Annotated in this window: 16 protein-coding genes; 4 read left to right on the plus strand and 12 right to left on the minus strand. The window is 70.8% G+C overall.

Features of this window, described 5'->3' with window-relative positions:
* Positions 1 to 35 precede the first annotated feature (35 nt).
* Both BLS95_RS11570 and BLS95_RS11575 read right to left on the minus strand, forming a co-directional pair.
* Positions 36 to 1415, minus strand: a complete 1380-nt coding sequence (locus tag BLS95_RS11570) for an FAD-dependent oxidoreductase (protein ID WP_090931040.1) — start codon at positions 1413 to 1415, stop codon at positions 36 to 38.
* Positions 1416 to 1663: 248 nt separating this feature from the next.
* A complete protein-coding gene (locus BLS95_RS11575) occupies positions 1664 to 1921 on the minus strand; it encodes a hypothetical protein (RefSeq protein ID WP_143043671.1) in 258 nt (85 codons plus the stop codon).
* Positions 1922 to 2182: 261 nt separating this feature from the next.
* Between BLS95_RS11575 and BLS95_RS11580 the strand changes: the two genes are divergently transcribed.
* On the plus strand, positions 2183 to 2764 hold the full coding sequence (locus BLS95_RS11580) for a TIGR03086 family metal-binding protein (RefSeq protein ID WP_176993135.1): 582 nt from the start codon (positions 2183 to 2185) through the stop codon (positions 2762 to 2764).
* Positions 2765 to 2927: 163 nt separating this feature from the next.
* On the opposite strand, the gene BLS95_RS11585 is transcribed toward BLS95_RS11580, so the two are convergent.
* The 4 genes from BLS95_RS11585 to BLS95_RS11600 form a co-directional block, all read right to left on the minus strand.
* Entirely contained in the window at positions 2928 to 4301 is a 1374-nt protein-coding gene (locus tag BLS95_RS11585) for an MFS transporter (RefSeq protein ID WP_090930903.1), read from the minus strand.
* Positions 4298 to 5512 carry an ATP-grasp domain-containing protein gene (locus BLS95_RS11590; RefSeq protein ID WP_090930904.1) on the minus strand — a complete coding sequence of 405 codons (1215 nt, stop codon included), beginning with the start codon at positions 5510 to 5512 and terminating at the stop codon, positions 4298 to 4300. The genes BLS95_RS11585 and BLS95_RS11590 overlap by 4 nt, the downstream gene beginning before the upstream one ends.
* Positions 5509 to 6783, minus strand: coding sequence for an ATP-grasp domain-containing protein (locus BLS95_RS11595; RefSeq protein WP_218135692.1), 1275 nt, complete (start codon positions 6781 to 6783; stop codon positions 5509 to 5511). The genes BLS95_RS11590 and BLS95_RS11595 overlap by 4 nt, the downstream gene beginning before the upstream one ends.
* A 139-nt stretch (positions 6784 to 6922) precedes the next feature.
* Positions 6923 to 8101 (minus strand): aminotransferase class V-fold PLP-dependent enzyme, encoded by a 1179-nt coding sequence (locus tag BLS95_RS11600; RefSeq protein ID WP_090930905.1) that lies wholly within the window; start codon positions 8099 to 8101, stop codon positions 6923 to 6925.
* A gap of 167 nt (positions 8102 to 8268) precedes the next feature.
* On the opposite strand from BLS95_RS11600, the gene ovoA reads away from it, so the two are divergent.
* Positions 8269 to 10641, plus strand: a complete 2373-nt coding sequence (gene ovoA / locus BLS95_RS11605) for a 5-histidylcysteine sulfoxide synthase (RefSeq protein WP_090931042.1) — start codon at positions 8269 to 8271, stop codon at positions 10639 to 10641.
* Here ovoA and BLS95_RS11610 read toward each other — a convergent pair.
* The 6 genes from BLS95_RS11610 to BLS95_RS11635 form a co-directional block, all read right to left on the minus strand.
* Positions 10593 to 12068: a pyridoxal phosphate-dependent decarboxylase family protein gene (locus tag BLS95_RS11610; RefSeq protein WP_218135693.1), complete on the minus strand. Its 1476-nt coding sequence runs from the start codon at positions 12066 to 12068 to the stop codon at positions 10593 to 10595. The two genes, ovoA and BLS95_RS11610, sit on opposite strands and share 49 nt — an antisense overlap.
* Positions 12055 to 13803, minus strand: a complete 1749-nt coding sequence (locus BLS95_RS11615) for a hypothetical protein (protein ID WP_090930906.1) — start codon at positions 13801 to 13803, stop codon at positions 12055 to 12057. Before BLS95_RS11615 ends, BLS95_RS11610 begins: the two co-directional genes overlap by 14 nt.
* Before the next feature lie 200 nt (positions 13804 to 14003).
* Positions 14004 to 15362: an aminotransferase family protein gene (locus tag BLS95_RS11620; RefSeq protein ID WP_090930907.1), complete on the minus strand. Its 1359-nt coding sequence runs from the start codon at positions 15360 to 15362 to the stop codon at positions 14004 to 14006.
* Positions 15363 to 15409: 47 nt separating this feature from the next.
* The gene (locus BLS95_RS11625; RefSeq protein WP_090930908.1) at positions 15410 to 16657 is read right to left on the minus strand and encodes a cytochrome P450; all 1248 of its coding nucleotides are present in this window, start codon (positions 16655 to 16657) and stop codon (positions 15410 to 15412) included.
* 30 nt (positions 16658 to 16687) lie between these two features.
* Positions 16688 to 17761 carry a glycoside hydrolase family 113 protein gene (locus BLS95_RS11630; protein WP_090930909.1) on the minus strand — a complete coding sequence of 358 codons (1074 nt, stop codon included), beginning with the start codon at positions 17759 to 17761 and terminating at the stop codon, positions 16688 to 16690.
* Positions 17762 to 17797: 36 nt separating this feature from the next.
* Entirely contained in the window at positions 17798 to 19024 is a 1227-nt protein-coding gene (locus BLS95_RS11635; protein WP_090930910.1) for a cytochrome P450, read from the minus strand.
* Between the two features lie 233 nt (positions 19025 to 19257).
* Between BLS95_RS11635 and BLS95_RS11640 the strand changes: the two genes are divergently transcribed.
* Both BLS95_RS11640 and BLS95_RS11645 read left to right on the plus strand, forming a co-directional pair.
* Positions 19258 to 21426, plus strand: a complete 2169-nt coding sequence (locus tag BLS95_RS11640; RefSeq protein WP_090930911.1) for a molybdopterin oxidoreductase family protein — start codon at positions 19258 to 19260, stop codon at positions 21424 to 21426.
* A gap of 178 nt (positions 21427 to 21604) precedes the next feature.
* The gene (locus tag BLS95_RS11645) at positions 21605 to 23011 is read left to right on the plus strand and encodes a nucleotide disphospho-sugar-binding domain-containing protein (RefSeq protein ID WP_090930912.1); all 1407 of its coding nucleotides are present in this window, start codon (positions 21605 to 21607) and stop codon (positions 23009 to 23011) included.
* Positions 23012 to 23109: the final 98 nt, after the last annotated feature.

The following is a 23109-nucleotide window of genomic DNA, read 5'->3' on the forward strand; positions in this document are numbered from 1 at the left end:
CCGGCCGAAGCCGTCAGGTCACGACAAGCTGGACGTCACCGGACGAGCGACTTCTGCCGCACCGGCTTGACCGGAGCCGGCTTGGCCTTGGAGCTGCGCAGCACGCGCCAGATCAGGCCGGGCCGCATGAGCGCCTCGGGCGGATCGACCAGTCCGGCCGTCCGCATGAAGGCGCCGGTGATGCTGCTGTCCCGGGTCGCCGCATCCTGCAGCCGCCGCATGTAGGCGTGCTGGAGCCGCAGCAGCCAGGTACGGCGGCCCTTGACGCCGGGGAAGCTCAGGTCGATGGCGGTCGTCATCTCCCAGGCCGGCTTGATGATGGTGGCGACATCGCGCTGGAAGGCCAGCGGGTCGGGCGGGGTCCCGTCCTCCAGGTGCCTGCCCAGGGCCAGCGCCTCCAGTGAGGCGAGCGTCTGCGCCTGGGCGTAGACCGGGTTGGGGGTGCACACGGCGTCGCCCATCACCAGGTAGCCCTCGGGCCAGCGGGTGAGCTTGTCGTAGCGCCGCCACATGGTGGTGGGGAAGCGGTAGAGCGCCGGGTCGTCGAGCGGCTCCGAGTTGACGATCGCCTCATAGATCTCCGGCGCGGCCAGGGTCTTGGCGAAGGCGTTGAACCCGGCGGGGTCCGTCGGCGGGTGGTCGCCCAGGATGCCGTAGATGGTCAGCTCGACCTTGCCGTTGTCGGTCTTGGTGAAGATCGCTCCCCGGGGGAGGGTGGGGGAGGCCACCGGGTTGATCGAGTGGTCGGTGCCGAACGGGTCGGAGGCGGGGTCGAGCTTGTAGTGGCGGCTGGCGTACCCGAGGCCGACCTTCGTGCCCAGCTCCTCGATGGGGCCGTAGCCGAGCGAGTTCAGCCAGACCGGGGTCCGCGAGCCCCGGCCGGTGGCGTCGATCACCAGGTCGGCGTGGAGGATCTCCTCGCCGGTGCCGTCGGTGTTGCTCTGGATCCGGGCGCCGATCACGCGGGAGTGGTCGGGGGTCGCGACCAGGCCGACGATGTCGTAGTGCTCCTTGAAGGTCACATTGGGCAGGGCTTCCACGCGCCGGCGTACGTGGTACTCCATGATCGGCCGGGTGGCGGCGACGCAGGTCAGCCCGGAGCGCACCTGCTTGAGCCGCTTGCCGTTGAAGTACCAGCGCACGGTGCCGGAGAGGTCCGACAGCGGGACCCCGCCGATGATCATTTCCTCGGTGATGCCGGGGAACATCTCCTCCAGCGCCAGGTGGCCGCGCGCGAGCAATCCGTTGATGTGACGAGTCTGCGGAGCGCCCTTGCGCCACTCGGTGACCCCGATCAGCTTGTCGCGGTCGACCAGCACCACTTCGCGATAGCTCTTGGAGAGAATGCTGGCGGCGAAAAGCGCCGTGATGCTTCCGCCGAGCACCACCGCGCGCTCTCCAACTTGAGTACCCATCGTGGCGATCATCTCCTTGAGTCGCATTCTGGATCAGGTATTGCCGGCGCATGACCTGCTGGCGTTGCGCCGCATCCGCGGTTAGCGCGAATTCCGCGCTGACTCTTCGGATAAACGCCGGTGAATACAGTTGGGTGACTTTCGCATCGTCGCATCGAATTCCGTGGTACGGCATCTCCCGTATTGCGGCTGAATCGGTGCCGCGAATCGGGCGGAACCGGCACGCGCACCCCCCACACGGCTGTCCATCACCAGCAGGCGGAGGAGGACCGGGCCAGCCGCTCGCGGCGGCGTCGCACGCTCTCAGGGCAGCCGGACGTCACCCGGCCGTCACCCCGCACCCCCCGGTACGCCCCTGGCCGGGGGCGATATCCGGCGAACTCCAGCAGCGTCTCCCGCTCGGCCGGTGGGTGGCCGCCGCGGACCCCGGTCAGCGGCAGGGCACGGACGTCGTGACCGGCCGGGCCGCCGGGCATCCCATCACGGTCTCCGGCATGACTGCGCATCGCGGGCACCCTCCCTGAAAGACGGCGGGGCGGTTCGATACGCAGGATCACATCGCCCGGGTGGCCGGGCATCTTTCAGGGTGCGAGTTCGCCGGGGCGGGACCGGGAATTCATCGGAAATACGAAAACGCCGGTGCGGTCGGCACCGGAGGATAGATAATGCGGCGGCCGGGTGCAAGCACGTCCCGCACGCAGGGAGATGCGCGGAAATGCGGCCGGCACAACGCTGTTCTGCGGAGTGTTTCTAAGGAGGCACCACTCATGTCCTCATCGGACGACACCCTTGACCTGCTCGAACGTGCGCTGGCCCAGGTCGGCGCCGTCATCGCCGCCGTCCGGCCCGATCAGGCGGAACTGCCCACCCCGTGCCGGTCCTGGGATGTGCGGGCGCTGGTCAACCACGTGACCGACGAGGTGCACCAGTTCGCCGTGGTGACCGCCGGTGGCAAGCGTGAGCATCTGGGCCTCGACGTCATCGGCGACGACTGGGCAGGCGCCTTCCGCGCCGTGGCGGACGAGCTCCTGGAGGTCTGGCGGCAGCCCGGCGCCCTGGACCGGCCGCAGCACCTGTCGATCGGCGACTTTCCGCCGAGCTGGGCGCTCGGCCAGCAGATCACCGAGCTGACGGTGCACGCCTGGGACATCGCCAAGGCGACGGGCCAGTCCACCGACCTGGACCCCGAGCTCGGAAAGCTGGCGCTGACCTGGGCGGGGGACAACCTCAGGCCGGAGTTCCGGGGGGACGAGTCGGAGGGATACCAGATCGGCCACGAGAAGCCGGTCGACCCCGACGCCCCGCTGTACGAGCGGCTCGCGGCCATCGGCGGACGCGACCCCGGCTGATCGCCCCGGCCAAGGGCGGGCATGACCACGGCTGATCGCCTCGCCTGAAATGCCCCGTCCGCACCGAACGCCTGCCCGAACTGACCGCGTTGATCGGGCGGGGGAACGGCCCGTGGCTCCTGGACGTGCCGGAGACCGGCGCGTCCATGGGCGGCGGGCCGCTTCACTGCCCGCCCGCACCCACGCCCGCGAGCCGCCCCGCCGACGCCGGCGTGGCGAACTGCTCGGGCGGAGCCGCGCTGGTGGGCTGCCCGGTCGGAGCTGTCGTGCGGCTGCCGGCGGGGGCGGGGGCGGGGGCGGGGGCCACGTCGGTGAGTCGGCGGATCCGGGGGATGCCGGACAGCGCCAGGGGCAGCACGGACAGGACCAGGCCGGCCGACGCGATCCACATGCTCTCCCGCAGCCCCGCGAACCCGCCGATGAACCCGCCCACCAGCGCGCCGACGGTCTGCGGCCCCCACATGAGCGCCCGCATGCTCGCGTTCATCCGCCCGAGCAGCTCCGGCGGGGTGACCGTCTGCCGCAGGCTGATGCTGGTCGTGTTCGAGACGGCCAGCCCCACCCGCATGACGAAGAATCCCGCGGTCACGGTGACGGCGGCGACCACGGTGGGGCCGGACGCGGCGGGGATCAGTAGCGGCCCGCCGGCGCTGACCAGCTCCGCCGCGAGGAACACCAGGCCGAAGGGCAGGCGGCCGACCAGCGTGGCGGCCACGGCCGCGCCCAGCACGCCGCCGATCGCGGCCAGGGACACCACGAGGCCGATGAGCCCCGGGCCGAAGCCCAGCACCCGCACCGCGTAGAGGACGAACAGCGCTTCCAGGAAGACGTAGAAGAAGTTGTACGCCGCGCCGCTCACCATGATCACCCGCAGGTACGGCTGGCGCACGATGAGGGCGAGCCCGTCGAGGATCTCCTTGCCCATGTGCCGCCCCGACGGCTCGGGCACCGGCTCCGGCGCGCGGATGGACCAGAGCGAGACCACCGACACCGCGTACGACACCGCGTTCGCGATCAGGGCGAAGGGCGCGGTGAGCAGCTGGACCAGCAGCCCTCCGAGGCCGGGACCCGCGGACTCGGCGGCGGACCAGCTGGCGGTGACGCGGCCGTTCGCGGCGACCAGGTGCTCCTTGCCGACGATGACCGGGATGTAGGACTGCCAGCAGACCTCGAACAGCACCGTACAGGCTCCGATGCCGAGCGTGATCGCCACGAGGGCGGGCAGGGTGAGCAGCCCGAGCGCCGCGAGCACCGGCACCAGGCCGATGAGCACCGCGCGGACCGCGTTCGCGCCGATCATCAGGGGGCGCTTGCGCCGCCGGTCGACCAGCACGCCGAAGGGCAGCGCCACCAGCAGGTAGGGGAGGTAGGCGGCGAATCCCAGCAGTCCCAGCTCCTCGGGCCCAGCCGCGAGCACCAGCATCGCGGTCAGCGGCAGCGCCAGGGCGGTGATCCGCACGCCGAAGAGCGAGACCGTCTCGCCGAACCAGAACCGGGTGAAGTTCCCGTTGCGCATCAGTCCCCGCGGGCCGGTCATCGGGCCACCGCCTCGGACAGGGCGGTCGCGCCGACCCGGAATCCGCGTGCCACGGTCATGATCGCCTCCTCGACGGCGGCGCTGGTCGGGCCGCGGAAGCGGAACCTGCCGCCGACGTGCTCGTAGTAGGAGTCCGCGGCGGGCAGCACCTCCCCCGGGCGGAGCAGCACCTCGGCGTAGAGCCCGGGCACCCGGCCGAGCATCGGGGTGGCCTCCACGATGCGGCAGGGCCGCTGGGCGGGAGCGGGCGTGAGCAGTTCGCCGGCGACCGGCCCTCCGGCGCGATTCAGGGGCGGGACCGGCGGATCCTGACCCAGCGAGAGGCGGAAGGCCGCCTCCATGAGGTCGTACCCGTGGACCTCGCGCCAGAGGAAGGGGATCTCCCCGCCGCCCACCCGGGCGCCGACCTCCAGGAACGCGCAGCGTTCCGCGTCCACGAACAGCTCCAGGTGGAACACGACCGGCTTGGCGGACAGCGCCCGCAGCGCCCGCTCGGCGAACCGGCCGACGCGGGACAGCACCTCGGGGTCGTCCTCCTGCACCGCCCCGAGGGTGGTGCCGGACCGGAAGGCCAGGCACGTGTTGAGATAGCGGGCCGCGCGCCACACGGCGAGCCCGGTCCCGTCGAACACCCCGTCGACGTGGTAGATCCGCCCCGGGTCGAAGACCTGCACCATCGCGTCGGCGGGCAGCTCGACGTCTTCCGGCCCGGACGCCACCGCCACGCCTTCGCTGGCGGCCCCCGCCCGCGGCTTGACGACCACCGGCCAGCCGTGCCGCTCGGCGAACGCCACCACGGCTCCCACGTCGGGGGCAGGGGCGAACGCGGGCACCGCGACGCCCGCGGCGGCCACCGCCCGGGCCATGACCAGCTTGTCGCGGAAGGGGATCAGCTCCGCCCTGGTGGGCCCCGGACAGCCCCATTCCTCCCGCAGCGCGGCGGCGACCAGCAGGTCGTCCTCCTTGAGTGCCACCACCCCGGCCGGCGCGCCGTGCCTGCGGGCCAGCCGCCCGACCTCGGCCGCCACCGTCGCCAGGTCGTCGGTGGCCTCCACGACGACGACCTCGGCCGCGCCGTCCGGCACCGGGCCGGCGCCGACCCTGGTGGTGACGTAGGTGACCGCGTTGCGGTCGTGGTCGAGGTAGCGCTCGTACTCGGCGTACCGGGCCTGCCAGCGGTTGATCACCACGACGTGCGGGCGGCCGTTCACCGGGCCACCTCGTAGAACGCGGGTCCGTCGAGGTAGTTGACCGAGGCCAGGTCGCGGGCGACCACCTCGGCCACCGGGTGCCGCAGCCCGATGATCAGCGGCTCGGTGTCGTTGTCGATCGTCTTGGCCAGGAACTCGCCCGGCTGGACGTGCATGCGCACGTCGTGGAAGCTCTCCAGCCGGCGCACGTGCTCCAGCCCGGGATAGGACCGCAGCACCCCCTCCACGGGAGAGGTGGGGAACGCCATCGCGACGTGCTGCTTGATCCGGTACGGCCGGCGGTACTCGGCCAGGAACCGCTCGGGGGCGGTGTAGGCGTCCAGGGTCCAGCCGATCTGCGACTCGCCCGTCGCCAGGCACGTGTAGTACGGCATGTCGGCACCGGCGAGCCGGATCCCGGCCTCGACCAGGCACGGCCCGTCGGGCGTCAGCATGATCTCCAGGTGGGCGGGCCCGTACCTGACGCCGAGCGCGTCGAGCACCGCGCCCGCGTAACCGACGAGCCAGCTGTAGATCAGGCCCTCGGCCGGAATGATCGTGCAGCCGCTCATCCGGTCGACGACCCCGTTCACCGACAGCTTGTCGTACCTCCAGACGTCGGTGATCCGGTGGCGGCCCGAGCAGCTGACGGTGTCCACCGCGTACTCGGTGCCGGTCAGGTATTCCTGGGCCACCACGCCCTCGTTGCGGATGCCGAAGGCGTTGAGGGCGCGGGCGAGCCTGCGGTAGGCGGCGACCGACTGCTGAGGGGTGTCGCAGAACGTCACGCCGTCGTTGGCCAGGCTGCGGATCGGCTTGATCACCACCCGGCCGCCGGTCTGGTGGTGCCAGACGGCCAGCTCGTTCTCGTCGGTGACGAGCAGCTGCCGGGGGGCGCGCAGGCCGGCGGCCCGGACCGTCTCCGCCTGGGCGAACTTGTCCCGGCGGGCCCGGCTGTGCACGGTGCCGTTGGTGACCAGGCCGAGCGACTCGCTGAGCCGGTCGGCCAGCTCGACGCCGAGCTCCCCGCCCGTGATGACCGCGACGGGCTCGTGCTTGGCGACCGCCTCCCGGGTCCGCTCGAAGTCGCCGTAGTGGACGATGGTCTCGGCGATCGGGTCCCGGCTGATGCCCGCCCGGTAGGTGGGCGGGACCTGCGGGGTGCTCTGCACCCTGACCACGTCGTATCCGGCGTCGGTGAAGCGCCGGGCCAGCCGCATCGTCGGCGCGTAGACGTCGACCATCATCAGCGTCCCGCGCGGGTTCCTCTTCGGGTGGGCGGACTCCGTCATCTCTGGCATCCCCTCGAGCGCGCTCGATTGACTCTTACGCGATCGACTCTGGATCCCGCGCCACCCGCGGACCAGGGGATCCGGCGGCAGCAAACTGACCTCGTCCGGCCGCTTACTGCCAGGGCCCCCTTTTTTTCGGCTACGTCCGGCCGAGGACCGCCACCAGGCGTTCGACCTCTTCCGGGGTGTTGTAGATGTGCAGACTCACCCGTACGGCCCCGCCGGGGGAGGGGTGGAGCTGCTCGTCAGCGCGCACCATGATGCCGTTGGCGGCCAGGATGGAGCCCAGCTCGCCCGCGTGCAGCCGGCGGTGCCGGAAGGTGACGATGTTCTCGCGCGGGCACTGCCGGCAGCCCAGCAGCTCGACGTCGCCCAGCTCGGCCAGCCGGCCCGCCAGGCGGGCCGCCAGCATCACGGTCCACCTGTGGACGTCCGGCAGGCCGGCTGCGCTCAGCCAGTTCAGAGCCGCCTCCAGGCTGACGATGCCGGTGGTGTTCGGCGTGCCGCGCCAGCCGCCCGCCACGAACTCGGGGCCGCGCCGGTTGCGTGCCCACACCGCGCCGACGCCGGGCAGCGCCATCGTCTTGTGGCCGGAGAAGACCGCGAAGTCCACGTCGAGCTCCGCCATCGACAGCGGCATGCGCCCCGCGCTCTGCGCGGCGTCCAGGCAGATCGGGATGTCCGGGCCGAGGATCGAGCGGATGCGGGCGACGCCCATGTCCCCGCCGTACACGTGGTGCACGTGGGTCACGGCGGCGAACCTGGTCCTGTCGTTGACCAGCGCCGCCAGGGCGTCGTAGTCGTAGTCCCCCGACTCCTCCTCGACCGGCAGCGGATGGACGGTGATCCTGGTGCCCCGCCGCAGCAACCGGCCGCGGACCTCCAGCCAGGGCTCCAGGTTCGCCTTGTGGTCGGCGAACGGCACGATGATCTCATCGCCGTCCGCGAGCCGGTCCGCCAGCCAGTCCATCGCCACCGCACGCAGACCCTGACTGGCGCCGCTGACGAACTCCACGGTGGAGCTCTCCGGACGCGGGTCGCCGAGGAACCCCTTGACCAGCTCCGCCGCCTGCTCCAGCCGGACCGTGGTGCTGTTCGCCCAGGGGTAACCGCCTCGGCCGGTGTTGGCGTTCGAGGTCGTCAGGTAGTGCGTGACGGTGTCGAGCACCGCCTGGGGCTTCTGTGTGGTGGCCGCGCTGTCCAGGTAGGCCAGGTGCGGATTGCTGGCGATGATCGGGAACTGCTCGCGCAACGCGCCCTGCCAGTCCCGCAGGCGCTCCACCGCGTCATCGATCATGTCCAAGGCGAGTGTCGTCATCGCATGCCCCTATCGACGATCTCTCCAAGCATGAGACCCGCACCGGCCGCGGCCACCTTCCAGGCTGCGCTGTGACGATCAGCAACATGCGAGATGCCGGTCGATCGTGAGCCTTGGAATCCTACGAGAAGCTCGTGCTTCTCCCCTCGTGCGAAGAGGTGACAACGATGACCATAACCGTGGCAGAGGAGTGGAAACGTAACCTCACTGCCCACTCGGACAAGGGGCTGGTCGGCCCCCGGGACCCGTGGTGGTTCACTGGCAAGAGCCCTGAGCCCGGTGTGTGCCCGGGCGTCGGAGAAGACGGCCAGATCACTTCGCTGCCGCTGCCCGACCTGGACGTGTGCGACCGAGCCGCGGTGCTCGACTACTTCGACAACAGCTGGACCCTCACCGAGGTGCTGTTCGCGGGCCTGCAGACGGCGGAGGCGTTCTACCGCCCGCCGGCGCACAACCTGCGCCACCCCATGATCTTCTACTACGGCCACCCGGCCGCGCTCTACGTCAACAAGCTCCGGGTGAGCGGGCTGCTCGACGACCCGGTCAACGCCTACCTGGAGCAGATCCTGGAAACCGGCGTCGACGAGATGTCCTGGGATGACCTGTCCAAGAACGACATGATCTGGCCGTCGGTCAGCGAGGTCCACGCCTACCGGGCCGAGGTCTACCGGCTGGTGCGCGGCATCATCGAGGCCACGCCGTTCGCGCCCGACCTGGGTCGGCCGGTCACCATGAACGACCCCGCCTGGGCCCTGGTCCTCGCCTTCGAGCATGACCGCATCCACCTGGAGACCAGCTCCATGCTGATCCGGGAGCTGCCGGTCCGGCTCGTGCGGCAGCCCGCCGCCTGGCCGGCCCCCGCGCCGATGCGGCGCACCGGCGCCGGCGGCAAGCCGACCCCCGACTCGGTCCCCGCCAACCACATGGTCGCCGTCCCCGGCCGACAGGTACGGCTCGGCAAGCCCTGGTCGTGGCCCTCCTTCGGCTGGGACAACGAGTACGGCACGCGCGAGCTGGACGTCGCGGGCTTCGACGCCTCCCGCTATCTGGTGAGCAACGGCGAGTACCACCGGTTCGTCGTCGATGGCGGCTACCGCCGTCCCGAGCTGTGGACGGAGGAGGGCTGGGGCTGGCGCTCCTTCCGCAACGCCAAGTGGCCGCAGTTCTGGGTGCCCGACGGGCCGAGCGGGTTGCACCGTTATCGCCTCCGTACGACGTTCGACGAGATCGACATGCCGTGGGACTGGCCCGTCTGCGTCAACTACCACGAGGCCAAGGCCTACTGCTCCTGGCGCTCGGAGCTGGACGGACGTGACTACCGGCTGCCCAGTGAGGGCGAGTTCATGGTCATGCGCGCGCTGCCCGACAGCCCGGCGGTCGAGGACGACCCGGTCATGCGGCAGAGCGGGGCGGCGCTGCGGGCGCAGGGCGTCAACCTCAACCTCGCGTTCGGCTCGGAGACCCCGGTGGACCTCTCGCCCGCGACCGGCCACGGGGTGCACGACAGCGCCGGCAACCTGTGGCAGTGGTGCGAGGACACCTTCAACCCGCTGGAGGGCTTCGTCGTCCACCCGTACTACGAGGACTTCAGCACGCCGTGCTTCGACGGGCTGCACCAGATGATCCTCGGCGGGTCGTTCATCAGCACCGGTGACGAGGCCAGCATCTGGGCCCGGTTCCACTTCCGGCCGCACTTCCTGCAGCAGTCCGGGATCCGGCTGATCAGCGCGCCCGAGCCGGCCGCCGCCGACGACGAGCCGGTCAACCAGTACAGCACCAAGGAGATGCTCGACCGCTACCTGATGCTGCACTTCGCGACCGTCCAGGAGACCTTCGGGAGCGAGGACCGGCTGCTGGCCATCGCGCACGCCTACCCGCGCCGGCTGGCGCAGCTGCTCATGCGGACGGCCGAGCGGCTCGGCGGCTCCCTGGAACGGGTCCTGGACGCCGGATGCGCCGTCGGCGGCTCCAGCTTCACGCTGGCCGCCGAAGGGGCCTCCGCCGGGGTGCGCAGCGTCGTGGGCGCCGATCTCAGCTCGCTGTTCATCGAGACCGCCCGCAAGCTGGCGCTCGGCCAGGCGGTCCCGTACGAGCGGGTCGACCAGGGCGAGGTCCGCACCCGGCTGCACGCCCGCGCCCCGAAGCTGGCCGACGGCGCCCGCGTCGAGTTCGTCGTCGCGGACGCCACGGCCCTGCCCGAGGACCTGGGCGGCTTCGACGCCGTCATCCTGGCCAACCTGCTCGACCGGGTCGCCGACCCGCGGGCCTGCCTGCGGCAGTTCACCGACTCCGACCGGCTGCTGGCCCCGGGCGGCCTGCTGCTGGTGGCCAGCCCGTGGTCGTGGCAGCCGGCCTACACCGCGCCGGAGATGTGGCTGGGGGCCCGCTCCCTGGTCCCGACCAGCGAGTACGAGATCAGGCGCATCCTGGGAGCGGCCTTCGACCTGGTGGCCGAGTCCGACGAGCCCGGCGTGCTGCGTGACCATCGGCGTCACTTCGAGTACTTCAGCGCCGACGTGTCCCTGTGGCGCAAGCGCTGAGCCACGGGTCGTCGATGCCCTGCCCCGCGCGTGACCGACCAGCTCGCCTGGCGCACGATCCGCAGCGCCTCGTCGAGATGCGCCCGGTGCGTGCGGTGGTTGAGCACGCACATCCGCAGCATGAACCGGTCGCGGACGCGCACGCTGGTCAGGGCCACGCGGCCGCTGGCGTTGATGGTGTCCAGCAGCCGCTGGTTCACCGCGTCGCCGCCGGCGGTGCGGAAGTTGAGCACCGTCAGGTCCGGGGTCAGCTGCTCGAACGACGGGATGTCCTGGAGTGACCGGTGTGCCACTTCCGCGAGGTCCAGCTTCTCGTCCAGCGTCGCGCGGAAGGCCTCGACGCCGTACAGGTGCAGGGGGAGCCACAACCGCAGGCCCCGGAAGGGACGGCTCATCTCCGTGCCCAGATCGGCGAAGTTGGGCAGCCGGGAGTCCAGGTGCAGGTCCTGCAGATAGTCGGCGTCGGCCTCCTGCGCCGCCGCCAGCTTCCGCACGTCGCGCACCAGCAGGACGCCCGTGCTGTAGGGCAGGAACAGCGACTTGTGCGGGTCGAGGGCGATCGAGTCGGCCTGTTCGACACCGGTCAGCTTGGCCCTGCCCCGCTCCGTCAGCTGGAAGGCCCCGCCGTACGCGGCGTCCACGTGGAACCACACGCCGTGCCGCCGGGCGATGCCGGCCAGGTCGGGCAGCGGGTCGATGGTGCCCGTGCTGGTCGTGCCCGCCGTACCGACCAGGAGGAACGGCCGGCGGCCCCGGGCGCGGTCGGCGACGAGCAGCTCCTCCGCCGCGCCGGGATCCATCCGCAGCCCGGCGTCGGCGGGCACGACGCGCACCTGGCCGGGCGAGAAGCCGGCGATTCGCGCGGCCTTGGCCACGCTGTGGTGGGTGTGCTCGGTGACGTAGATGGTCCCGGTGTTCGGCGGCCCGCCGAGCACCTCCTGGCGCGCGGCCAGGAGCGCGGACAGGGTGCCGGTGGACGCGCCGGTCGTGAGCAGGCCGCCGGCCGTGGCCGGCAGCCCGAACACGCCGGCCAGCCACCGGATCACCCCGTGCTCCATGGCCACGAGCGCGGGCGCCATGGCGCCCGACCCGGTGTACCGGTTGACGGTGGCCGAGAGCAGCTCGGCCACCGCCGAGGCGAACAGCCCGCCGCCGGGGAAGTACGCGTAGCAGCCGGGACCCGCGGTCTCCACCGCCCGCGCGGCGGCCTCGCCGAACGTGGCGAGCAGCCGGTCGAAGTCGCCGGGCTGCTCGCCCGGCGGTGCGAGCAGGTCCGCCAGCATGCCCTCGGGGACCGTCGCGTCGGAGGCCGGGGCCGTGTCGAGCGAGCCGATGAAGTCGGACACGAACGTGGTGGCTGAGGACATCATCGCCGCCAGCTCGGCCCGGTCAGGCTCCAGCGGATGCACGCGCTCAGCGAACGGCAACGCCGTCACCTCCGCCCTGAGCCTCGGTCCGCGCGGCCGGGTGGGTCCGCGCCAGCGGCGGCAGGTCCATGGCGTGCATCCGGCCGGCGGTGAGCACCGGCCGCAGCCAGTCGGAGGGGTCCAGCGGGATGAGGGAGTGCCGCAGCCTGCGGCTGGACTCGATGGTGGTGGCCCGCGCCGTGGTGTCGGCGCCGCTCGTGGCGACGATCTCCTCGATCCGTTCGGCGCCGAAGTTGATCGGCAGCGCCTGGCTGAACTCGGTGGCGCTGACCTGCAGCCAGCTGTGCGTGTCCGCCCGGATGCCGTCCGCGAGACTCCTGATGGCGGCGTCGTGGCCGACACCCGCGTCCGTGGCCTCCCAGTAGCGCAGCACGCGGTGGGCGTGCCCGATCATGCCCGTCATGGCGCCACCGCTGGTCATGAAGTGCCCGTTGCCGAACGAGTCACCGCCCACCACCCCGTTGGGGGCCACCAGCGCGTCCTTGCCGACCCGTTCGACCAGGCTGAACAGCTTCGGCCCGTACGTCATCGCGACCCGCGCCAGCTGCTCCTTGGGCATCTCCAGGATCGCGGCGGTCTGCTCCAGGTAGTAGTCGCGCAGCATGTGCCGGTAGGCGGCGTAGTACTCCACCGAGTCCCGGTCGGTGCCGGGCGGCACCAGGCCGGTCTCGATCGGGTCGAAGACCTTGAAGTCAGGCACCTGGACCAGCACCCAGCCCACGGCCGGGTCGCCTTCGTGACCGACCGCGATCTGCCGTACCCAGTACTCGTTGCCCTCCTCGTCGAACTCCGAGGCGATCCGCCGGCGCAGGCGGCCGTCGACGAGCACCCCCAGCAGCCCGGCCAGGTAGTCTGCCTGGGCCACCACCGGCCCCTTTCCGTCGTTGTGGTCGACGCATACGTCCTCCTGTCTGAATCCGAGCCGGTCGGCGTCGGCGCTGGTGAATCCTTGGGCGATCATGAACAGCTTGGGCACGCCGAGGTCGATGAGCCCCGTGCCCGGCGCGCGGACGCGGTGGAACTTCCCCCTGAAGTCCAGTTCGCGCAGTTCCTCGATGAGCACCTGCCTGCGGCCGTCGGGAAGCTCGACGAACCCGTCCTCGACGACCCGGTGGTTGGTGAACAGACGGACCCGCGGCTCCACACCCCTGGCCAGGTCCTGCTCCTCGATCAGCTCCAGGTACCGGCGCAGTAGCATCAGCAGCTGGAACGCGCCGGTCTGGAACGTGGAGGGGCTGTCGAGCACCTCGACCATGTCCCGCTCCACCCGGCCGGGATCCGGCCCGTCCGGCGGCCTGGGCGCGTCCAGCAGGGTGATCTGCCGGTGGGGAGCGCCGTCGCGCCACCGGTCGTCGATGAACTCCGTGTGGTGGATGAGACCGCCGATACGGGTGTCGGTGAAGCCGCAGACCAGCTCGTCCGTCGCGACCGGTCCCGCGGGCCAGTCGGGCCGGTAGAGGCTGTCGGAGAGGCGGAAGAGGGTCCCGTTGCCGCGGCGTGGCAGCCCTTCCTCGCCATAACGCTCCAGCATCAGCCGGTCGATGAGGCCGAGGTGGTGGTAGAGCTCCTCGCGTACGTTCCAGTGCACGCCGAGCGAGGGATCGCCGCGCATGTCCACGCCCACGGCACGGCGGCCCATCGCCACGGTCCAGAGCATGGCCACCATGTTCGTGGCGCCCATGCCGAGCGCCAGGAAGTCGGGGTCGCGCAGGTCGTACGTGTCGGTCTGATTCATCGCCGTTCCTCGGGTGGGAATTCGCTTCCGTCAATTCGATGGTGCGTATTCCGGCGCCCGGGAAACAGAAATGTCGGCGTCAGGAAGCTGCACGCGCTCACCCGCTTCCTGTCGCGTGCGCAATATCGATTCGGCACGCGAAAAGGGCACCCCGGGCGTTCGACGACGCCCTGAGGTGCCCTTTTCGGGTAAGTGGTGGGTTACGCGCCGCGGGCGGCGCGGGACAGCACCTCGACGATCGCGGTGCTCGTCCGACGCACTTCCTCCTCGTTCATGACCAGCGGGGGAGACAGGATGATGTTGTGCGCGTACGGGCGGGAGATCACGCCGTACTCGGCACGGATCCGGGCGGTCAGCCCGAACACGTCGGGGAACGCCATCGGCTCGCGCGTGCCGCGGTCGGTCACCATCTCGATGGCGGCCGCCGCGCCCTCGACGCGCACGTCGCCCACGGTGGGGACGTCGGCCAGCGGCGCGAGCCCGGCCTTGAACCACTCGCCGATGGCCAGCGCGTTGCCCGGCAGGTCCTCCCGCTCCATGATGTCGAGGTTGGCCAGGGCCACCGCGGCGCCGACCGGATGGCCGGAGAAGGTGTAGCCGTGGAAGAACCCCATGTCCTGGATGATCGTGTCGCCGATGCCGTCACGCAGCAGCACCGCGCCGAAGGAGAAGTAGCCGCTGGTGATGCCCTTGGCCGTGGTGATGATGTCCGGCTCCATCAGGCGCCGCGCCGAGTCGAACCAGGCGCCGGTGCGGCCGAACGCGGTGATGACCTCGTCGGCGATCAGCAGGATGCCGTGCCGGTCGAGCACCTGGCGCACCCGCGGCCAGTAGTCCGCCGGCGGCGTGAGCACGCCGCCGCCGCCCATGACCGGCTCGCCGATCATGGCGGCCACGTTGCCGGGGCCGAGCCGCTGGATGGTCTGCTCCAGCTCGTCGATCAGGAAGTCGGTGGGGTCCTTGTCGCCGTACATCTCCGCCGCGCGGTAGAGGTAGGGCGGGGAGACCTTCTCCACGTGCGGCAGGTTCGGGCCGACGCCGAGCTGCATGGGCGGGAAGCCGGTCAGGGTGCCCGAGCCGTAGTTGGCGCCGTGGTAGCCGTAGTAGCGGGAGATGATCCAGGTGCGGTCGGGCTCGTCCCGCCTGGCGTGATAGAGCCGCGCCGCCTTGATGGCGGTCTCGACGCTCTCCGAGCCGCCGCTGGTGAAGAAGACCTTGTTGAGGTCGCCGGGTGAGAGCCCGGCCAGGCGGACCGCCAGCTCGACGGTCCTGTCGTTGCCGAACTCCTGGTAGCTGGTGAAGTACTCCAGCCGCTCCATCTGCTGGGCCGCGGCCTCGGCGAGCTCGCGCCGGCCGTGCCCGACATGGGAGTGCCACAGCCCGCCGCCGGTCGCGTCGAGCAGTTCGTTGCCGTCGGCGTCCCAGACCGTGCTGCCCTTGCCGCGGACGATCACGACGCGGTCGGAGATGGCCGCCGACTGCAGGGGGTGAATGATGTGCCGCCGGTCCAGGTCTTCCAGTTCGGTGGACGTCGACGGGCGAACCGAGGTGATGGTCACGAAGCCTTTCCTCTCCAGGAAAATACGTGAATTGCTGCCCGCTCGCGTTACCAGGTGACCGGGAACGACAATAGGCGCGGTACGGTGAAATCGAAGTACCAGGGAATCTGGCTGGGCGGCACCACCGGCGCCAGCGTGGGAATGCGCTCGACCAGGGTGCGGAATGCGATCCCCAGCTCCAGGCGGGCCAGATTGTGCCCCATGCAGTGATGGATTCCGTAGCTGAAGGCGAGATGGTTCGCCGGCGGCCGGGTGATGTCCAGCTCGCCGGGGTGCGAGGTCACGCTGGGGTCGAGGTTGGCGCCGGAGAAGCTGACGAGGATGCCGTCGCCCGCCTTGATCAGGGTGCCGCCGACCTCCACGTCGTCGGTCGCGACCCGGGAGAGCGACTCCACCAGGGACACGTGCCGCAGGATCTCCTCCACCGCGCCGGGGACCAGCTCGGGGTCCTGGCTCAGGGCGGCGTACTGGCCGGGCGTGCTCAGCAGCGCCAGCGTGCCGAGCGCGATGGTGCTGGTCGAGGTGACGGTGCCGGCGATCAGGATGGCGGAGGCGAACTGGACCAGCTCCTCCAGGCTGAGCTCGCCCGCCCGCACCGGGCCCGCGATCAGGTCGTCGAGCAGGCCGTCGCCGGGCTCGCCGCTCTTGCTCTCGATCAGGCGCTCCAGGTAGCCGTTGAGCTCCTCCATGGCCTGGCCGGCGCGCTCGGTGTCGAACAGGTCCCTGGCGGGCCCCTCGAACCGCCCGCGGTCCTCGTACGGGACGCCGAGGAAGGCGCAGATCACCATCATCGGCACCGGCACGGCGAAGTCGAACAGCAGGTCCGCGGGCGGCCCCTGCTGCAGCAGCACGTCCAGGCGGCCGTCCACGATGCGCTGGATCTCCGCCCGGTGGGCGGCCACGCGGCGGGTGGTGAAGTGCGGCAGCAGCATGCGGCGCTGCCGCGTGTGCTCGGGCGGGTCCACGCCGAACAGCGCGCCGGCGAAGCCGCCCTCTTCCTCCCTGGCCATCTCGCGGGTGGCCCGCATGTGCAGGTGCCGCTCGTCCAGCACCGGATAGTTCGGATAGTGGGCGAGGCTGGACATCCTCTTGTCGGCCAGCAGCAGCCGCGCCTCCTCGGGCCCGGTCACCAGCCATGCCGTACGGCCGTCGTACAGGCGGACCTTGGTGATCGGGCCGCCCGCGCGGAGTCCGGCCATGCCGGAGGAAGGCCGGTACGGGCACTCCCGGGCAAGGGGATACCCGGGCAGATCCGAGGAGTCCTTCGCCGGAGACGTCCCTGCTGTGATGGTCATGGCAACCTCTGATCCAGCTCGGAATGGCAGCTATCTGCGCACGACCGCTTGGAACCCGACGTGGGCGTAGTAGTCGGCGATCGCGTGGAAGGACTCCTTCGGCTCCCACCGGTAGTCGGAGGCCGGGTCGGAGAAGTCGTCGCGGATGGTCTTGACGATGCACATGCTCGCCGTGTCCAGGTCGAGGCGGGGGTCGTCCGAGTGCGGGTGGGTGGGGTGGATGAGCTCGGACACGGCCACGCCGTGGACACCGGCCTCCTCGAAGGTGTCGAACATCTTCAGGTGGTAGGCGGCCTGGGCGCTCTCGTCGCGTGCGTAGCCGTCGACGATCACGGGCACGTCCTGGCCGCGGTCCACGATGTCCCAGAAGAAGAACGCCTTGTCCTCGGCGCCCTGGTAGGTCGCGGTCCCGAACTCGGCGATCAGGATCGGCTTGTTCCACCGGCGGTAGCCGCCCACCAGGTCCAGGTGCCCCTGCCTGCTGAGAGGGGCGCGCAGGTACTGGTACATCAGGCCGACGTAGTCGAACGGCTCCCAGTCGACGTCCTCGAACAGCGCGGCGGAGTAGCTGATCTTGTCGTTGAAGAGGCCGCGGACGACCGAGGCGGCCTTGCCCAGGAACTCGTTGAGCCGGGGCGTCGCCTCCGCCATGTCCACGCGCGCGGTGGGGGTGAGCAGGCGGTGCTCGGCGTCGGCGTACACGTTGGCCATGCGCTCGTGGTACACGTCGCCCGGGGCGATGTCCGGGGTGAAGATCAGGTGCGCCGCGCCGACGGTCAGGTTGATGTCGGCGCCCTGCCGGCGCAGCGACTCGGCCAGGCGCGCGGCCTCGGCGAGGTGGTCCAGGATCTCCTGCTGCGGCCGGTCCACCAGCCGCGGCTGGAGCCAGACGTGCAGGTCACGCTCGACCGCCGCGGTGGCCGTCGCGGCCAGCCGGTCCAGGTCACTGCCGTAGACGGTGACCGAGTTGGCGTTGAGCTGGTCGCTGATCAGGCTGATCTCCGAGAGCATGGCGTCGGTGCTCCACGCCGTGCGCGACAGCGAACCCTGACCGGTCGCGAAGTTCGTACCGGTGTCGTAGGCGACACCGTAGAGCTGTGGCATGCTGCTCCCTTTCTCCGTAAACGAGCGGGCGGCCCGCTACCAGACCACCGGGAACTCGAAGAGCCGCTGCAGGGTTCCGTCGTTGTTGTTGCTCCGCAACTGCTCCGTGGGTACGGCGGGCCGCAGGCCGGGCATGCGCTCGGCCATCGTCCGGAACGACACCTCCAGCTCCAGCCGGGCCAGGTTGTCACCCGGGCACCGGTGGATGCCGTGGCTGAAGGAGAAGCTGGGGCGCGGCGGCCGGCGGATGTCGAAGACGTCGGGGTCGGACACCAGCGCCGGGTCGAAGTTGACCCCGGCGCAGCTGATGAGAATGCCCTCGCCCGCCTTGATCTCGCCTCCGTCGAGGTCGATGTCGTCGGTCGCGACCCGGGCGAACGCCTCCACCAGGGACACGTAGCGCAGGATCTCCTCCACCGCGCCGCCGACCAGATCGGGGTCGTCGCGCAGTGCCTCCCACTGGCCCGGGGTGTCCAGCAGCGCCAGCGTGCCCAGCGAGATCACGTTCGTGGTGGTGTCGGTGCCCGCGACCAGCATCGCCATCGCGATGTGGACCAGCTCGTCCCGGGTGATCGTGCCCTTGTGCAGCTGGCCCACGATCAGGTCGTCGATCAGCCCGGTCAGGCCCGCGCCCGGGTTCTCCTCTTTCCGCTGGATCAGCCCGTCGAGGTAGACGCCCAGCTCCGCCGTGGCCTCCTCGGCCAGCTCCGGCACGAACAGCTTGCGGGCCGGCGTCTCGAACTCCTCGTTCTCCTCGTACGGCACGCCGAGCAGCAGGCTCATCACCATCGACGGCACCGGCTGGGCGAACAGCGTGACCAGGTCGGCCGGCGGCCCCTGGCGCATCATGTCGTCCAGCTTCTCGTCCACGATGCGCTGGATGTCGTCGCGCAGCTTGGCGGTCTGACGCAGGGAGAACCGCGGCATGATCATCTGGCGTTGCTTGGTGTGCTCCGGCGGGTCCACGCCGAACAGCACGTCGGCGTACCCGCTGTCGACGACCTTCTCGAACTCCTCGTTGAGCAGCGGGTAGTTCCCGTGGTACGGGCGGATGGACACCCTGCGGTAGTCGGAGAGCACGGCACGCGCCTGCGCCGCACCGGTCACCAGCCACGGCGTACGACCGTTGTAGAGCCTGACCTTCGTCATCGGCCCCTCGTCGCGCAGGTCGACGTGATCCGACGACGGCCGGTACGGGCACTCCGACGGACGCGGGATGGGGAATTCCGGCAGTTCACCCGAGCGCGGCGGTGTGATGGTCATGGACGGCCCCTAACTGCGGAAAGAGAGCTCGGGAATGGGAGTACGGCACCGTTCGTCCGATGTCCGGGGTGCTCCTGCGGGTATCCTCTTGCGGCCCGCCGCCCGGCGCATCTTCTCGATTGCGGGGGCGCTCCGCCCGCCCGCGACGCCGGACCCACAAGCGCACTCTCAAAGGTCCGCCGGTCACGCCCCGAAGCCATGATGAGCTCTGAGGCCGACCGTCAGGGAGCATCATGAGAACCGCGTACCGGACCTGCCCGATCTGCGACGCCGTCTGCGGCCTGCGACTCACCCTGTCCGACGCGGGACGCGTGACCTCGGTGAAGGGGGACGCGGAGGACCCCTTCTCCAAGGGGTACATCTGCCCCAAGGGCGCGAGCCTGGGCCGGCTGGACGAGGACCCCGACCGGCTGCGCCGCCCGCTGGTCCGCGAGGGCGAGCGCTGGCGCGAGGTCACCTGGGAGGAGGCCTTCCAGGCGGTGGACCGGGGACTCACGAGGGTGGCCGAGACCTACGGCAGGGACGCGGTCGCCGTGTACTTCGGCAACCCGACCTACCACACGATGGCCGGGTTCATGTACCGCGAGGCGATCACGCAGACGCTGAGCAGCAAGAACACCTACTCGGCCAGCACGATCGACCAGATGCCCAAGCATGTCTCGACGGGCTTCATGTTCGGCGACCCGTTCGCCATCGCCGTGCCCGACGTGGACCGCACCGACTACCTGCTGGTCATCGGCGCCAACCCGCTGGAGTCGCACGGCTCGCTCTGCGCCGCCCCCGACTTCCCCGCCAGGCTCAAGGCGCTGCGCGAGCGCGGGGGCAAGGTCGTGGTCGTCGATCCGCGCCGCACCCGTACGGCCGCCTTCGCCGACGAGCACCTGTTCGTCAGGCCGGGCACCGACGCCTACCTGCTGTTCGGCATCGTCAACACGCTGCTCGCCGAGGAGCTCACCGCGATCGACCTGGACGTGAACGGCCTGGACGAGCTGCGCGAACTGGCCGCCGAGTTCACCCCGGACGAGGTGGAGCGCGTGTGCGGGGTCCCGGCGGAGCGGGTCGCGCGCCTGGCCCGCGAGCTGGCGGCGGCGCCCACGGCGGCCGTCTACACGCGCATCGGCACCTCGACGGCCGAGTTCGGCACGCTGACGCAGTGGCTGGTCGACGTGGTCAACATCCTGACCGGCAACTTCGACCGGCCCGGCGGCGTGATGTTCACCAGGACTGCGGCACTGGAGATCTTCCGTACCGGGCAGCCGTTCGACACCGGGCGCTGGCACAGCCGCGTCCGCGGCCTGCCCGAGGTCCTCGGCGAGGTGCCCGTCGCGACACTGGCCGACGAGATCGAGACCCCCGGGACGGGCCAGGTCAGGGCGCTGGTGTCGATCGCGGGCAACCTGGTGCTGTCAGCGCCGAACGGGCCGCGGCTGGACCGGGCGCTGCCGGGGCTGGACTTCATGGTGTGCGTGGACCCGTACCTGAACGAGACGACGAAGCACGCGGACGTCATCCTGCCGCCGCCGCGCATCACGCAGATGCCGCACTACGACTTCCTGCTGCTCATCGTCACCGTGCGCAACTACACCAGGTTCTCGCCGCAGATCCTGCCGCTGGAGCCGGGGCAGCTCTCCGAGGCGGAGATCCTGGCCAGGCTCACGCTCATCCTGGCGGGCCAGGGCCCGGACGCCGACCCGGCGGGGCTCGACGACATGATCCTCGAACAGATCCTGCGGGGCGCCACCGAGGCGCAGGACTCCCCGTACGCCGGCCAGGACGTGGCCGAGCTGCGGGCCGGGCTGGACGGCGACAGCGGTCCCGAGCTGCTGCTCGACGCGATGCTCAAACTCGGGCCCTACGACCTGTCCCTGGCCACGCTGCGCGCCAACCCGCACGGCATCGACCTGGGGCCGCTGGAGCCGCGGCTGAAGGAACTGCTCATCACCCCCTCCGGCCGGGTCGAGCTGACCCCGCCCAAGATCGTGGCGGACCTGGAGCGGCTGCGTGCGCGCTTCGCCGGGCCGCAGCCGGAGTTCCTGCTGATCGGCCGCCGCCAGCTGCGCTCCAACAACAGCTGGCTGCACAACACCCCGAGCCTGGTCGGCGGCAGCAACCGGTGCGTGCTGCACGTCAACCCCGCCGACGTCGCCCGGCTGGGCCTGGGCGAGACCGCGGTCGTCCGCTCGGCCGCGGGCGAGCTCACGGTGCCCGTGGAGGCGACGGACCAGGTCATGCCCGGCGTGGTCAGCCTGCCGCACGGCTGGGGACACCAGGGCAGCAGCCAGCGGGTGGCCGCCGCTCACCCCGGGGTCAACGCCAACGCCCTGACCGACGAGTCGCTCGTGGACGCCCTGTCGGGCAACGCCGTCTTCAACGGCGTCCCGATCACGGTCGCCCCCGCCTGACCGGCCGGCCACCCGCCGCCATGCACGGCATTTCACGAGATGTGCCACCGGCCTCCGTGGGGGAGCCTGGAGCGGAGAAGTGTCACACGTGCCCGGTCGACCGCTCGCTGACAATTCTCGAGGCCCCGGTATCGCATCACCGGACCACACAGGGATGATCCTTTCCAAGGGGTGACCTATGCGAGTGCTGTTCACCGTCTACCCGTCGCACGCCCACTTCTGGCCCATCGTGCCGACCGCCTGGGCCTTGCAGAGCGCGGGGCACGAGGTCCGTGTCGCGTCCCACGCCAGGTTCACCGACTCGATCAAGGTCGCCGGCCTGACCCCGGTGGCGCTGGGCGACCCGTCGATCGACGAGGCGCGGATGCGGCCGGACGCCAAGGCTCCGGCGCGGCCGGAGGAGGTGCTGCGCTACGCCGACGTGCTCAAGCTCGACGACGAGGAGCGCGAGCACTGGATCGCCTACTTCCAGTGGCTGCTCAACCCGATCTCGGACTACGTCAGGGTCGACCTGCCCTACGCCGCCGAGCTGGTCGGCTTCGCCCGGGCCTGGCAGCCCGACCTGGTGATCTGGGACCCCACGTTCGGCTGCGGAGCGGTGGCGGCCCGGGCCAGCGGCGCAGCGCACGCCCGCTTCCTGCTCGGCCCTGACTACCTGGCCTGGAGCATGGACAGGCTGGCCGAGCGCAGGCAGGACCTCGTGTCAGCGGGCCTGGCCGAGCACCCGCACGCCGACCTGGTCAGGCCGCTGGCCGAGCAGTACGGCACGGAGGCCGACTACGAGCTGCTGCACGGGCAGTGGTCGCTCGACCCCATGCCGCCGGGCATGCGGCTGCCGACCAGCACCATCAAGCTGCCCATGCGGTACGTGCCGTTCACCGGAGTCGACGTGCTGCCCGAGTGGCTCTACGCGAAGCCGGAGCGCCCCCGGGTGGCCCTCACGCTCGGCGAGTCCACCCGCAGGTTCATCAAGGGTGACTGGGGCCGCTCCCCGAAGATCCTCGACGCGGTGGCCGACCTGGACGTCGAGGTGATCGCCACGCTGAACACCCTGCAGTTGGAGGGCATCGAGGACGTCCCGGACAACGTGCGGATCATCGAATGGGTGACCCTGACCAACCTGCTCCCCACGTGCTCGGCGATCATCCACCACGGCGGCATCGGCACCTTCGCGGCGGCCTGCGCGGCCAAGGTGCCGCAGATCGTCTGCGACACCGGCGAGACCCTGATGATGCAGCCGGTCGAGGTCGACCCGCGCACCATGGAGGACGGCACCTACCGCGTCGGCTTCGAGTTCGGCGTCAACGAGGACGTCGTCGAGACGGTCACCACCTGGGAGCTGCCGAACAAGAAGCTGGAGGCGACCCCGACGTCCGACTACGTGCTCAGCCGGGGCGCCGGCGCCCGGCTGAACCACGTGACGCAGTCGGTCGACGAGATCCGCGAGCTCATCCTGAAGGTCACGAGCGACCCGTCGTACCAGCTCGGCGCGCAGGCCGTCTACGACGAATGGTTGTCCCTGCCCAGCCCCGCCGACATCGTGCCCTCCCTGGAGAGGCTGACCGCGCAGCACCGCCGCCGCTGAGCGCGCAGGCGCTGTGACCGGCGCCGATCGGACCCCGAGCTCCTGGCGATCCCGCGGCTGCCAGGAGCTCCGCTCGATTCCGCAGGCATTCTGGAGGA

The organism is Nonomuraea jiangxiensis (assembly GCF_900099965.1).
GTDB lineage: Bacteria > Actinomycetota > Actinomycetes > Streptosporangiales > Streptosporangiaceae > Nonomuraea > Nonomuraea jiangxiensis.

Excerpts from the sequence above, each read along its gene's own strand:
- BLS95_RS11630 (WP_090930909.1), bottom strand. The coding sequence starts at position 17,761 with ATGCCACAGCTCTACGGTGTCGCCTACGACACCGGTACGAACTTCGCG.
- BLS95_RS11595 (WP_218135692.1), bottom strand. The coding sequence starts at position 6,783 with ATGACGGAGTCCGCCCACCCGAAGAGGAACCCGCGCGGGACGCTGATG.
- BLS95_RS11615 (WP_090930906.1), bottom strand. The coding sequence starts at position 13,803 with ATGAATCAGACCGACACGTACGACCTGCGCGACCCCGACTTCCTGGCG.
- BLS95_RS11625 (WP_090930908.1), bottom strand. The coding sequence starts at position 16,657 with ATGACCATCACAGCAGGGACGTCTCCGGCGAAGGACTCCTCGGATCTG.
- ovoA (WP_090931042.1), top strand. The coding sequence starts at position 8,269 with ATGACCATAACCGTGGCAGAGGAGTGGAAACGTAACCTCACTGCCCAC.
- BLS95_RS11575 (WP_143043671.1), bottom strand. The coding sequence starts at position 1,921 with ATGCGCAGTCATGCCGGAGACCGTGATGGGATGCCCGGCGGCCCGGCC.
- BLS95_RS11570 (WP_090931040.1), bottom strand. The coding sequence starts at position 1,415 with ATGGGTACTCAAGTTGGAGAGCGCGCGGTGGTGCTCGGCGGAAGCATC.
- BLS95_RS11640 (WP_090930911.1), top strand. The coding sequence starts at position 19,258 with ATGAGAACCGCGTACCGGACCTGCCCGATCTGCGACGCCGTCTGCGGC.
- BLS95_RS11585 (WP_090930903.1), bottom strand. The coding sequence starts at position 4,301 with ATGACCGGCCCGCGGGGACTGATGCGCAACGGGAACTTCACCCGGTTC.
- BLS95_RS11580 (WP_176993135.1), top strand. The coding sequence starts at position 2,183 with ATGTCCTCATCGGACGACACCCTTGACCTGCTCGAACGTGCGCTGGCC.
- BLS95_RS11600 (WP_090930905.1), bottom strand. The coding sequence starts at position 8,101 with ATGACGACACTCGCCTTGGACATGATCGATGACGCGGTGGAGCGCCTG.
- BLS95_RS11635 (WP_090930910.1), bottom strand. The coding sequence starts at position 19,024 with ATGACCATCACACCGCCGCGCTCGGGTGAACTGCCGGAATTCCCCATC.
- BLS95_RS11645 (WP_090930912.1), top strand. The coding sequence starts at position 21,605 with ATGCGAGTGCTGTTCACCGTCTACCCGTCGCACGCCCACTTCTGGCCC.